We start from the raw sequence: 12,165 nt of genomic DNA, 5'->3' as shown, positions 1-12,165 counted from the left end.
GCAAGCTTTGCGCAAGAACCCGGGGATGCGGCACCACGGGTACGGACCGTCGCTACCCTTGGGAGTGTGCCTACCCATCCGACTCCGCCACGTCCTGGCCACCGCCAGGACGGCGGGACGGTACCCCCGCGCGACGACGCCGTCCCGGCTCCGAACGCGCCCGGCAGGGCTGCACCACTCCTCGATCCTGCCGTCCTCCGGGACATGGAACGGGACTTCCCGGGCACATCCGTCGTCGAGCGGTTCGCCCGGGACTTCGCGGAGACCCTGGTGGGAAAGCTCGATCGGCTGGACCTCCGGGTCGGCGAAGGCGACGCGCCCCGTGCCGACGATGCCGTCCTGAGCGTCACGACGTCGGCGGCCATGGTGGGCGCTACCCGCCTCAGCCAGGCCGCGATCGCAACGCAGCGGCTCATCGCAGCCGAGGATCTCGAGGCCGCGCAGCGGTCGGTCGGCCTCCTCCGGGCGTGCGCCGCTGACACCATCCGCGAACTGCAGGAGACCTACCCGGGGCATCCCTGACCCGACGCCTGACCCGACACCTCGCCCGACGGCGGGGCGCTAGCGTGACCGGGCCTGCCCGGGCAGGATCCGGAACCCCACCCCGCGGACGGTGATGATGAGCTCCGGATTCCCGTCGGCGCGGGCCAGCTTCTGGCGGAGGTTGGCGATGTGCACCTCGATGGCCCGTTCGTCGGTCCGGCTCACGAAGTTGTACCCGCGGTAGTCCCGGCCGCGGGAGACGCGCACCAGGTCCTCCTTGGTCCGCACGGCGCCATTGCTGCGCATCAGTTCGTGCAGCAGGTTGAACTCCGTCTTGGTGAGCGGCAGCTCTATGCCCGAACATGTCGCGGTGCGGGCCTCGCCGTCCACCACGAGGCTGCCGTTCCGCAGGAGATGGTCCGACGGCTTCCCGGCTCCGCCCTCGGCGGCGGGGATGCTTGGGGCGACGACGGGAGCCGGCGGCGCAGGCGTGGAGTGTGCGTGCTGGCCGATGCGGGGCCTGCGGAGCATCGCGTCGATGCGCGCCCTCAGTTCGCGGGGCCGGAACGGCTTCAAGATGTAGTCGTCGGCACCCGCCTGGAGGGCCGTGAGGATGTCCGTCTCATCCGTTCGTCCGCTCAGGACGACCACGTAGCAGTCACTGGTGGAGCGGATGCGCCGCAGGACCTCGTACCCGTCGATGTCCGGCAGCCCGATGTCCAGTGTCACCACCACGGGGTGTTCCTGGCGGACCACGTCCACGCCCTCGCGCCCGGTGGTCGCACCGCTGACCTGGAAGCCGCCCTGTTCGAGGACGGCGGAGACGAGGTTGCGGATGTCGAGATCGTCCTCGATGACGACGGCGGCACGGCGATCGCCCGAGCTATTCATGGCCTGACGCTCCCCGATGGTGCCGAAGCGCCGCGCTCCGTGGATCGACCGGCGATGCCGGTGCGAGGGCAGGGAAGTCGGCTGCTGAGGCCATGGTGGAGGCGACGCTGGTGAATTCGCGTGTCCGAGGCATATTCTCTGGACCTGTTCTCTTCGGCGGCCCGGCTGACCTCGTGGGTCCCGTGGCTTTGCGTCCCCGGCTCGCACCGGGTTTGCCTTTATCGACGAGCGGCTGCCCGCCCGATGATTTTAGCAACCTCCGGGAGCACGTCTACCCCTTGCTCGTAGTGCAACGGCCCCGGCGCTGATGCTCGTCCTCCAGGACCCCCGCCGCAGGCTCACAGCCCCGGCACACGAATGGCACACAGCAGCCATAGGGCCGCTTCATAGAACTGGGGTATGCCAACATCTCCGAAGCCCCGCAAGCCGGCCCGACTCCGTAAGACCATCCTCGCCTCGTCCCTCGCCGTGACCCTCGCCGCGGGCGGGACCACGGCCTGGGCGCTCGACCGTTTCGTCATCGAGAAGGTCGAGATCTCCAACGTGTCCGAGTACGAGGCGGAGCAGACAGCATCCACTACCACGACCGATACAGCTTCCACCACCGACGCCGCTTCGGAAGTGGCTACCACCCTAACGGATACGTCCTATACCTCGGCGGACAGCAGCATTGAGATTTCGACCGTCGTCACGGGATCCGGCGACGAGACCGTCACCTACTACGTCGCCGACGTCGAACTCACCGACGCGACGACCCTCCGCTCGGCGTTCGCGGAGGACAGCTTCGGCGCGAACATCACCGAGCCCACCTCGGCGATCGCTGAGGCCAACGATGCCATCTTCGCCATCAACGGTGATTACTACGGCTTCCGCGACACCGGGATCGTCATCCGCAACGGCGTGGTCTACCGGGACGAGGGGGCGCGGCAGGGCCTCGCCTTCTACACGGACGGCACCGTCCAGGTCTACGACGAGACCACCACGACCGCTGAGCAGCTCCTCGCGGACGGCGTCTGGAACACGCTCTCCTTCGGCCCGTCCCTTCTGGAGGACGGGGAGATCGCGGCCGGCATCGAGGACATCGAGGTGGACACCAATGTCGGCAACCACTCCATCCAGGGTGAGCAGCCCCGCACCGCCGTCGGCGTGATCGACGAGAACCACCTGGTCTTCGTCGTCGTCGACGGCCGCTCCGACGGCTACAGCGACGGCGTCACGATGACCGAACTCGCTTCGATCATGCAGGGCCTCGGTGCCACGACCGCGTACAACATCGACGGCGGCGGGTCCTCGACCATGTACTTCGACGGCCAACTGGTGAACAACCCGCTCGGCAAAGGCGAGGAACGTGGCACCTCCGACATCCTGTACATCGGGCAGTAGGCGACGACGGTGATCATCCTCATCCCCGCGTACGAGCCCGACGCCAAGCTCCCGGCACTGGTCGGCGACCTGCTTTCCGCGGATCCCCGCCTCCTGGTCCTCGTGGTCGACGACGGCAGCGGTCCCCGCTTCACCGCGATGTTCGACGACGCCCGCCGCGCCGGTGCCACCGTGATCGGCTACCCGTCCAACCGCGGCAAGGGCCAAGCACTGAAGACCGGCTTCGGCTATGCGGAACGCCACCACCCGGGGGAGGGCGTGGTCTGCGCCGACAGCGACGGCCAACACGCCGTGCCCGACATTCTGCAGGTCGCCGCCCGCGTCCGTGGGACCACCCCGGGGACTGCTCACGGGACCGTCCCCGGAACGGCCCGTGGGACACGCGGGTCCGTGCGCCGGGCCGGCTCCACGATGATCCTGGGGGAGCGCGCGTTCGACGGCGACGTGCCGGTCCGGAGCCGACTCGGCAACGCCCTCACGCGCACCCTGTTCCGGCTTGCGGCGGGCGCCCGGCTGCACGACACACAGACGGGGCTCCGGGGCTATCCGGCGGAAATGCTTCCGTGGCTGCAGTCGGTGCGCGGTAACCGGTACGAGTACGAACTGAACCTGCTGCTGCAGGCCGGGCGAGCGGGCCACCGGATCGACAGCATCACGATCTCGACCATCTACCTCGCCGGGAACAGCTCGTCCCACTTCCGGCCGCTGGTGGACTCGGCCCGCATCTATGCCCCGTTGCTCGCGTTCTCGCTGTCCTCGCTGGCCGCCTTCGGGATCGACTTGGCAGCCTTCGTGGTTCTCGGTCTGCTGACGGACTTCCTTCTCCTGGCCGTCGTGGGAGCGAGGGTCCTCAGCTCATCCGTCAACTTCCTCGCGAACCGGCGCCTCGTCTTCACGGAGGGCCGGCACCGGCCCCTGTCCGCCGCTGCGCTGCGGTACTTCACCCTCGTCGTCGCCCTGTTCGCAGCGAACTACGCCGGAATCTTCCTGCTCACCGACGCAGGGGTACCGGAGGTCGCGGCGAAGGTCTTCACCGAAGCCGCTCTCTTCATCACCAGCTTCACCGTGCAGAAACGCTTCCTCCCGGGCAGGGGCGCGGCCCCTACGCCCCCCGTCCCCAGACCCGTGCTCCCTCCGGCCGGCGGCACGGAGCCGGTTCCGACCCCGGAAGCCCAACCCGCTGGCGCGGAGCCGACCACAGTGCCGACGTCGGAAGCGCCACGGGGCCGCCGCGTCGCCTGACCCTCGTCCCCACGTGCTCATATGCGGTGCTGTGCCCCGGCACAGCCTCGGCACAGCATGCGCTCGCATCGTAGAAGAAGAACATTCATCCACATCCTGGAGAGCATCCAATGAACATCCTGATCCTCATCGCCGCCGACCTGCTGGCGATCACCCTCCTCACCTTCGGCCTGTACCTGCGCCGCCACCGGCGCCGGGACCTGGTGATCTCCTACCTCGGCATGAACGTCGGGGTCCTCGCGGTGGCCACTGCACTCTCGGGCTCGGCGGCGGGCGTCGGACTCGGCCTCGGGCTGTTCGGCGTGCTCTCGATCATCCGCCTCCGTTCCACCGAGCTAGCCCAGCACGAGGTGGCCTACTACTTCTCCGCCCTGGCCCTCGGCCTCATCGCCGGTCTCGGCGCAGAACCGCTGGGGCTCCCGCTGGCACTCATGGGCCTGATCCTCGCAGTCATGTTCATCGGCGACTCCTCCCGGGTGCTGCCCGGGTACCGGCACCAGACCGTGGTGCTGGACCAGGCCATTGGAGACGAGGCGGTGCTCCAGTCACGCCTGGCGGAGGTCCTCAGCGCCCGGATCCATTCCGCCACAGTGTCCGAACTGGACCTCGTCAACGACAAGACCATCGTCGATGTCCGGTACGAGGTGGTGTCCGCCCCGGTAGGGCGCCAAAAGCCGGTGGCGCCCATGACGCCGTCGATCGCCGCGCTTCCGGGGAGCGGTTCGGCGGGCACTACCTACTACACTGACCTGCCCGACCCCACGCCCGCCGCGGATCCGGCCCACGTTCCCGCGCCACGGCAGGACCAGGACAGCCTGGCGGGCAGCGCACAGGCGAGGGTGTCGTGACCGGCGACTTCGCGGGCCTTGATGTCCGGCCTTCCGTCAGCCTCGACGAGCTCAACGGCGCAGCCGCCCTGCAGACCAGGGTGGACCGGAAGTACGTCGTCGGGACCCGGCTGGCGGGCAGCATTCTCGATGCCTTCGCTGCCGAGATCCGCGTCCTCGAAATGCTCGGGCGCCGTTCCTTCACCTATGACTCCGTCTACTTCGACACCCTCACCCTGGACAGTTACCTGCTCGCCGCCCACGGCAGACGCCGCCGGTACAAGATCCGCACCCGCACCTACGTGGACAGTGGCACCAGCTTCCTCGAGGTGAAGACCGAGGGCGCCCGTGCCGCCACCGTCAAGGAACGCATCCCCTACGCGCTCTCCGACAGCCACCGCCTCACCCCCGAGGGCCTCGCCTACGTCAACGAGACACTGAGCAGCTCCATCGGTTCTTTGCCTTCCGGGGTCCTCGAGCCCGTGATCGAGACCCGGTACCGCCGCATCACGCTGTATCTGCCGGAGTCGGAGAGCCGGGCGACGATCGACCTCGGCGTGACCTGGCGCAGGCCCGGAGGACGTCCCCACGAACTCGATGGCGCGGTCATCCTCGAGACGAAATCGGGCAGCGCAGCAAGTGCCCTCGATCGCCACCTCTGGGCCTCGGGCATCCGACCGAGCCGGATCTCCAAGTTCGCCACCGGCATGGCCGCCCTCGACCCGACGCTTCCCGCCAACCGCTGGCACCGCACCATCTCCACCTCCCTCCCGCTCCGCACCCTTTCCCGCTGACCTCCGGCCCTGATCCCTCACCCGACCTTCCGCTCCGACCTCCCACCCTGATCAAAGGACTCCCCATGCTCACCGTCTCCCGCCCCGCCTCCCCCCGCAGCACCGCCCTCAAGACCTCCGTCGCCGCCCTCGCACTCGTCCTCTCCCTCGCCGGCTGCGGCACGGGCACCACGAACGCCGGCTCGACGACCACCACGCAGGACCCCGTGACGGCAGAGGCGACAGCCGAAGCAACTGCAGCGGATGACGCGGCAGTCGAGACGGCAAGCGATACGGCGGACGCGACCGCCGCCGTCGTCGCCCCCGATGCCGTCAGCGAGGACACCCACTACGACGCCGACGACCTGACGTGGGATGCGGCGGAGGAAGTCCCGGTCACCCTCGCTGACGGCGCCAGCAGCGCGACGGGCGACGGCGTCACCGTCGACGGCGACACCGTCACCATCACGGCCGCCGGCACCTATCGGTTGGCCGGGAGCCTCACCGACGGTCAGGTCGTCGTCGCAGCGGGGGAGGAGGACGTGGTTCGCATCATCCTCGACGGCGTCGACCTCACCAGCAGCACCGGATCGCCTTTTGTCGTCACGAGCGCGAACGAGGCGGTGGTGTACCTCGAGGACGGGAGCACCAACACCCTGAACGACGCCGAGAGCTACGTGGACACCGGCACGGACGCACCGAACGCGCCCCTGTACTCGATGGCCGACCTCACCATCGCCGGCAGCGGAGCCCTCACGGTCACCGGTAACGCCAACAACGGCATCGTCTCCAAGGACGGCCTGGTCCTGGCGGCCGGAGAGGTCACCGTGGGGGCGTTGGACGACGGTATCGAGGGCAAGGACTACGTGGCCCTGCTCGGCGGCACCTACGACGTCACGGCCGGCGGCGACGGCGTGAAAGCGACCAACGAGGACGAGGAAGGCCGCGGCTGGTTCACCGTGTACAGCGGGCAGCTCGTGGTGTCCTCCGGCGATGACGGCGTCAAGGCCGCCACCATCCTCACCGTCGACGCTGGAACGGTGAATGTCACCGAATCCGTCGAAGGCATGGAAGCGCAGTACATCGTGGTCGCCGGCGGCACCATCGAGGTGACCTCCAGCGACGACGGCGTCAACGCGGCGGGCGGATCGTCCGGCACCACCGGTGGCGGGGGCGAAATGGGCGGCGGCATGGAGGTGGGTGACTACACCGTCAGCGTGACCGGTGGAACCCTGACCATCAACTCCGAGGGCGACGGCCTCGACTCCAATGGCGATGCCAGCATCACGGGAGGCACCGTCGTCGTGAACGGGCCGACGAACGACGGCAACGGCGCACTCGACGTGAACGGCGAACTGACCGTCGACGGCGGAACCGTCGCCGCGGCAGGCAGCGCCGGCATGGTCGTGACGCCGGGTTCGTCGTCGACGCAGTCGGGGGTGCAGCTCACCTTCGCCTCGACGGTCCCCGCGGGTACGGCCGTCCAGATCGCCTCGGCGGACGGCACCGTCATAAGCTCCTTCGTCGCCACCAAGGACATGGCATCGCTGATCTTCTCCTCGGCGTCGATCACCGACGGGGAGACCTACACCGTCTACACCGGTGGCACCACCACCGCGACGGAAGGCATCACGGAGGGCACCCTGGACGGAGCCGACGAACTCGGAACCGTCACCGCGGGCGAGTACACCCGGTCACAGGGACCCGGAGGCCGCTGACGCCGCCTCGTGGACCCCACACCTCACGCTGCCGGTGATCAAGCTCGCCTGCGCCGTACTTCCGGTCTAGGTAGATTGGTCTACCTAGACCGGAAGGGATGGAATGCAGGGGAACACGGGATCGGCGTGGGGGTGGTTGCTGGGTACAGGCCTCGAAGGCCGGCCGGACCGCCTTGAGTGCGCCAGGACCATCGCCCGAGGACTGGTTGGTTCCCTGTGAACCGCAACCGCCTCGTCGGCCTCGGTGCGGTCAGTGCCACGTCCCTGCTCTGGGGGACGACGGGAACTGCCGCGACCTTCGCCCCCGGCGCCGGCCCCCTGGCAATCGGGGCGGCCGCCCTGGGTATCGGCGGCCTGCTGCAGGCATTCATCGCCCTCTCGGCGCTGAAGGCTGCCCTCCCGGCGCTGCGCGCGAACCTGCCGACAGTCCTCCTCGGTGCGGTGGCGGTCGGGATCTATCCCCTCGCGTTCTACAGCTCCATGCACTACGCCGGCGTCGCCGTCGGCTCGGTGGTGTCCCTGGCCTCCGCGCCGCTGGCCTCCGGAGTCCTCGAGCGGCTCGTCGACCGACACCCGCTCAGCCGGTGGTGGATGCTGGCCGCGGGACTCGGCGTCCTGGGTAGCGCGCTGCTGTGCCTGTCGGAGATGCAGGGCCCGGCCGGGGACGCCGCCGGAACCGTCATCGGCACAGGACTGGGCCTGGTCGCAGGCGGCACATACGCCACCTACTCGTGGGCGGTCCATCGCCTCATGACCCGCCGGATCAGCCGGGCCGCCTCGATGGGTGCCGTCTTCGGCGGGGGAGGGCTCCTGCTGATGCCGGTCCTCCTCATCACCGGCGCCCCGCTCATCGCCACCACGGAGGCGTTCCTGGTAGCCGCCTACATGGCGCTGGTGCCGATGTTCCTCGGCTACCTGCTGTTCGGGTTCGGCCTCGCCCGCATCTCCGCGAGTACCGCCACCACCGTGACCCTCACAGAACCGGCGATCGCGGCGACCCTTGCCGTCGTCATCGTCGGGGAACGGCTCGCCGCCGCAGGGTGGATCGGCCTGGGCATCATCGGCGGAGCGCTGCTGATCCTCGCCTTCGCCCCGGCCAATGCCGTGGCCCGGCAGGCGGATCAGCAGCGGGAGGACGACCGGCGGGCGTCCCTCGGTGCGTCCGCCTAGGACTACTGCTCGCCGTTCGCCCGTTGCTCGATCCAGTTGGTCGCCGCGTCGGAGAGGAAGATGCCGTCGGGCCCGCGCTCGCCCATCCACCACGAGTCCGACGCGATCAGGCCGCCGGCGCGGCTGATGTCGGCGGCCACCTCCGGCGTCAAGGCGCTCCCGTTGTTCTCGATGAGCCAGTCCCGCGTCCGGGGCATCACGGCCGTCCACCACTGTTCAAGGTCCATGCCCGAAGTATGCCACCGGTCCGCTGCCGCAGGCAGGGGGCGACGGACGGACTCCTGCCCGCGGAGGGCAGTCCGCGACGGCGTGGGGGTGCTGCTATTCTGCGGCTGCGCGTACCGTGGGCGAATGACCGCCACCGACCCGCGTCAGCAGCACATCGTCAGCACCCTCGTCGAGGCCCACCAGGACCTGATGGCCGCAGATCCGCTCGCCTTCCGTGCCCGCTTCCGGAAGATGGCGGCGGACCCCTACGCCTTCTACCGCGGCAGTGCGTCGCTGTTCTACACCGACATGGGGGAACTCGACGATCGGTGGGCGGACGAGCGCACGGGGCGGGTCTGGATCCACGGCGACCTGCACGCCGAGAACTTCGGCACCTACATGAGCAACGAGGGGCGGCTGACGTTCGATGTCAACGACTTCGATGAGGCCTACGTGGGCCACTTCTCCTGGGACCTGCGCCGTTTCGTCGCCTCGCTGACCCTGCTCTGCTGGCAGAAGGCCCTGCCGACCCGGACGGTGCGCGATCTGGCGCACACCTACCTCGCTGCATATCTCGGTGCCGTCGAGGACTACGTGGAGGACGAGCAGTCGGCCTTCGCCTTCCGGCTGGACAACACCGAGGGCACCGTCCACACGGTGCTGCAGGAGGCTCGTGCGGCGCGTCGGACGGGCCTACTCGACGCGTTGACCACGATCGAGGGCTACGAGCGCCAGTTCCGCGACGACGGCTCCATCCGGATCCTCGACGATGAGGAGCGCACGGAGGTCGCGGACGCGTTCGAGCGCTACCTCGAGACCATCCCCGACAGCGGGCGCTCGCGCCGTCGCGTGTTCTACCGGGTCAAGGGCATCGTCGGCAAGAAGGGCTTCGGGATCGGCAGCGCGGGGCTGCCGACCTACAACGTGCTGATCGAGGGGTTCGACGAGGCGCAGGAGAACGACATCATCCTGACCATGAAGCAGTCGAACATCGCCGCGCCGAGCCGGATCGTCGACGACGAGCGGGTCCGCGGCTATTTCACGGATGACGGACACCGCGCCGTCATCAGTCAGCGGTCGCTGCAGCCGCACACCGATCCGTTCCTCGGCTACACGAGCATCGGGGGCGTCTCGTTCGTGGTCTCCGAGCTCTCGCCGTACAAGCGGGACCTGTCGTGGGACGACCTCATCGAGCCCGAGCAGATGAAGCCCGTGCTCGAAGCCCTCGGTAGGGCGACGGCGAAGATCCACTGCTCGACGGACGAGGACAGCGACCACGACCTGGTGCCGTTCCGCACGGAGACGGCGATCCTCGCCGCCGTCGACCTTGCGCGCGACGAGTTCATCGAGGACATCACCGACTTCGGTGAGACCTATGCCGACACCGTGCGGCAGGACCATGCCCTCTTCGTCGACGCCTTCCGGGAGGGGCTCATCACTGCGGTGCCGGCGGCCTGAGCAGAAGAAGTTGAGTCCGTCAGGCTCAACTTCATTTTGACCTGCGACGCCCCGCACCTATACTTGAGTGCAGAACGCTCAATCTACGCGCCCGGCGGATGAGCGCCTCGCAAATCCCGGGCAGTCGAAAGGAAATTGCATGTCACGTGCAGTAGGTATTGACCTCGGAACCACCAACTCGGTCGTCTCGGTTCTCGAAGGTGGCGAACCCACCGTCATCGCGAACGCCGAGGGCGCACGCACCACGCCGTCGATCGTCGCTTTCTCCAAGTCCGGCGAGGTCCTGGTCGGCGAGATCGCCAAGCGCCAGGCCGTCAACAACATCGACCGCACCATCTCGTCCGTCAAGCGCCACATGGGCACCGACTGGACCGTCGGCATCGACGACAAGAAGTACACGCCGCAGGAGATCTCCGCGCGTATCCTCCAGAAGCTCAAGACGGACGCCGAGAGCTACCTGGGCGAGAAGGTCACCGACGCCGTGATCACCGTCCCCGCGTACTTCAACGACGCCGAGCGCCAGGCCACCAAGGAGGCCGGTGAGGTCGCGGGCCTGAAGGTCCTGCGCATCGTCAACGAGCCGACCGCGGCAGCTCTCGCCTACGGCCTCGACAAGGGCAAGGAAGACGAGCTGATCCTCGTGTTCGACCTCGGCGGCGGAACGTTCGACGTCTCGCTCCTCGAAGTCGGCAAGGACGAGGACTCCTTCTCCACCATCCAGGTCCGCTCGACCGCCGGTGACAACCGCCTCGGAGGCGACGACTGGGACCAGCGCGTCGTCGACTACCTGCTCTCGCAGGCCAAGGCCAAGGGCGCCGACCTGTCCAAGGACAAGATCGCCCTCCAGCGCCTGAAGGAAGCCGCTGAGCAGGCGAAGAAGGAACTGTCCTCGGCGACGTCCACCAACATCTCGCTGCAGTACCTCTCCGTCACGGCGGACGGCCCCGTCCACCTCGACGAGCACCTGTCCCGCGCGAAGTTCCAGGACCTCACCAAGGACCTGCTGGACCGCACCAAGAAGCCGTTCCACGACGTCATCGCCGAAGCCGGCATCAAGGTGGCCGACATCGACCACATCGTCCTGGTCGGTGGCTCCACCCGCATGCCCGCTGTCGTCGAACTCGTGCGGGAGCTCGCAGGCGGCAAGGAGCCCAACAAGGGCGTCAACCCCGATGAGGTCGTCGCCGTCGGCGCCGCACTGCAGGCCGGTGTCCTGAAGGGCGAGCGCAAGGACGTCCTCCTGATCGACGTCACCCCGCTGTCCCTCGGCATCGAGACCAAGGGTGGAATGATGACCAAGCTCATCGAGCGCAACACGGCCATCCCCACCAAGCGCAGCGAGACCTTCACCACGGCCGACGACAACCAGCCGTCCGTGGCGATCCAGGTCTTCCAGGGTGAGCGCGAGTTCACCCGGGACAACAAGCCGCTGGGCACCTTCGAGCTGACCGGTATCGCACCGGCTCCCCGCGGCGTCCCGCAGGTCGAGGTCACCTTCGACATCGACGCCAACGGCATCGTCCACGTTTCCGCCAAGGACAAGGGCACGGGCACCGAGCAGTCGATGACCATCACCGGTGGTTCGTCCCTCTCCAAGGAGGACATCGACCGCATGGTGCGCGAGGCCGAGGAGCACGCAGCCGAGGACAAGAAGCGCCGCGAGGCCGCTGACATCCGCAACGGTGCCGAGCAGCTCGCCTACTCGGTGGACAAGCTGATCGCGGACAACTCGGACAAGCTGCCCGAGGACGTCCGGACCGACGTGCAGGCCGACGTCGATGCGCTGAAGAAGGCGCTCGAGTCGCAGGACAACGACGACGAGGTGAAGTCGGCGTTCGAGAAGCTGCAGGCTTCCCAGTCGAAGCTCGGCGAAGCGATCTACGCCTCGGCCCAGCAGGACGCCGGCCAGGCCGGCGGCGCCCCAGCCGATGACCAGTCGACCTCCGCAGGCAGCGACGAGGACATCGTCGACGCCGAGGTCGTTGACGAAGACGCCAGCGAGAAGAAGTAGCC

At 68.3% G+C, this 12,165-nt stretch carries 11 protein-coding genes and 1 riboswitch; of the genes, 9 read left to right on the top strand and 2 right to left on the bottom strand.

Annotation, left to right across the window (positions count from 1 at the left end; translation table 11 throughout):
- Window positions 1–66 precede the first annotated feature (66 nt).
- On the top strand, window positions 67–522 hold the full coding sequence (locus ACX80H_RS07400; RefSeq protein WP_459312191.1) for a hypothetical protein: 456 nt from the start codon (window positions 67–69) through the stop codon (window positions 520–522).
- A 39-nt stretch (window positions 523–561) separates the two neighbouring features.
- Here the strand turns inward: ACX80H_RS07400 and ACX80H_RS07395 are convergent, their stop codons facing one another.
- Window positions 562–1,374, bottom strand: coding sequence for a response regulator transcription factor (locus ACX80H_RS07395; RefSeq protein ID WP_459312189.1), 813 nt, complete (start codon window positions 1,372–1,374; stop codon window positions 562–564).
- Between the two features lie 152 nt (window positions 1,375–1,526).
- Window positions 1,527–1,601: riboswitch (cyclic di-GMP riboswitch) on the bottom strand.
- A gap of 172 nt (window positions 1,602–1,773) precedes the next feature.
- Between ACX80H_RS07395 and ACX80H_RS07390 the strand changes: the two genes are divergently transcribed.
- The 6 genes from ACX80H_RS07390 (at window position 1,774) to ACX80H_RS07365 (ending at window position 8,487) form a co-directional block, all read left to right on the top strand.
- Window positions 1,774–2,757 carry a phosphodiester glycosidase family protein gene (locus ACX80H_RS07390; RefSeq protein ID WP_459312187.1) on the top strand — a complete coding sequence of 328 codons (984 nt, stop codon included), beginning with the start codon at window positions 1,774–1,776 and terminating at the stop codon, window positions 2,755–2,757.
- 9 nt (window positions 2,758–2,766) lie between these two features.
- Complete coding sequence (locus tag ACX80H_RS07385) at window positions 2,767–3,999, top strand: GtrA family protein (protein WP_459312186.1); 1,233 nt, start codon at window positions 2,767–2,769, stop codon at window positions 3,997–3,999.
- Between the two features lie 110 nt (window positions 4,000–4,109).
- The gene (locus ACX80H_RS07380) at window positions 4,110–4,847 is read left to right on the top strand and encodes a DUF4956 domain-containing protein (protein ID WP_459312185.1); all 738 of its coding nucleotides are present in this window, start codon (window positions 4,110–4,112) and stop codon (window positions 4,845–4,847) included.
- Window positions 4,844–5,620, top strand: coding sequence for a polyphosphate polymerase domain-containing protein (locus tag ACX80H_RS07375; protein WP_459312184.1), 777 nt, complete (start codon window positions 4,844–4,846; stop codon window positions 5,618–5,620). The genes ACX80H_RS07380 and ACX80H_RS07375 overlap by 4 nt, the downstream gene beginning before the upstream one ends.
- Window positions 5,621–5,685: 65 nt before the next feature.
- Window positions 5,686–7,317 carry a carbohydrate-binding domain-containing protein gene (locus ACX80H_RS07370; RefSeq protein ID WP_459312182.1) on the top strand — a complete coding sequence of 544 codons (1,632 nt, stop codon included), beginning with the start codon at window positions 5,686–5,688 and terminating at the stop codon, window positions 7,315–7,317.
- Between the two features lie 216 nt (window positions 7,318–7,533).
- Window positions 7,534–8,487: a DMT family transporter gene (locus ACX80H_RS07365; protein WP_459312180.1), complete on the top strand. Its 954-nt coding sequence runs from the start codon at window positions 7,534–7,536 to the stop codon at window positions 8,485–8,487.
- Window positions 8,488–8,489: 2 nt separating this feature from the next.
- On the opposite strand, the gene ACX80H_RS07360 is transcribed toward ACX80H_RS07365, so the two are convergent.
- Window positions 8,490–8,714: a hypothetical protein gene (locus ACX80H_RS07360; RefSeq protein ID WP_459312178.1), complete on the bottom strand. Its 225-nt coding sequence runs from the start codon at window positions 8,712–8,714 to the stop codon at window positions 8,490–8,492.
- Window positions 8,715–8,838: 124 nt separating this feature from the next.
- Here ACX80H_RS07360 and ACX80H_RS07355 point away from each other — a divergent pair, with 124 nt between their 5' ends.
- Window positions 8,839–10,152 carry a DUF2252 domain-containing protein gene (locus ACX80H_RS07355; RefSeq protein WP_459312177.1) on the top strand — a complete coding sequence of 438 codons (1,314 nt, stop codon included), beginning with the start codon at window positions 8,839–8,841 and terminating at the stop codon, window positions 10,150–10,152.
- Between the two features lie 139 nt (window positions 10,153–10,291).
- Window positions 10,292–12,163, top strand: coding sequence for a molecular chaperone DnaK (gene dnaK / locus ACX80H_RS07350; protein ID WP_459312176.1), 1,872 nt, complete (start codon window positions 10,292–10,294; stop codon window positions 12,161–12,163).
- Window positions 12,164–12,165: the final 2 nt, after the last annotated feature.

Source organism: Arthrobacter pasteuri (assembly GCF_054510955.1).
Note: the sequence above shows the minus strand (reverse complement) of the source record. Positions and strands in the feature narration are given on the sequence as shown.

Excerpts from the sequence above, each read along its gene's own strand:
- ACX80H_RS07395 (WP_459312189.1), bottom strand. The coding sequence starts at position 1,374 with ATGAATAGCTCGGGCGATCGCCGTGCCGCCGTCGTCATCGAGGACGAT.
- ACX80H_RS07390 (WP_459312187.1), top strand. The coding sequence starts at position 1,774 with ATGCCAACATCTCCGAAGCCCCGCAAGCCGGCCCGACTCCGTAAGACC.
- ACX80H_RS07380 (WP_459312185.1), top strand. The coding sequence starts at position 4,110 with ATGAACATCCTGATCCTCATCGCCGCCGACCTGCTGGCGATCACCCTC.
- ACX80H_RS07370 (WP_459312182.1), top strand. The coding sequence starts at position 5,686 with ATGCTCACCGTCTCCCGCCCCGCCTCCCCCCGCAGCACCGCCCTCAAG.
- ACX80H_RS07360 (WP_459312178.1), bottom strand. The coding sequence starts at position 8,714 with ATGGACCTTGAACAGTGGTGGACGGCCGTGATGCCCCGGACGCGGGAC.
- ACX80H_RS07355 (WP_459312177.1), top strand. The coding sequence starts at position 8,839 with ATGACCGCCACCGACCCGCGTCAGCAGCACATCGTCAGCACCCTCGTC.
- dnaK (WP_459312176.1), top strand. The coding sequence starts at position 10,292 with ATGTCACGTGCAGTAGGTATTGACCTCGGAACCACCAACTCGGTCGTC.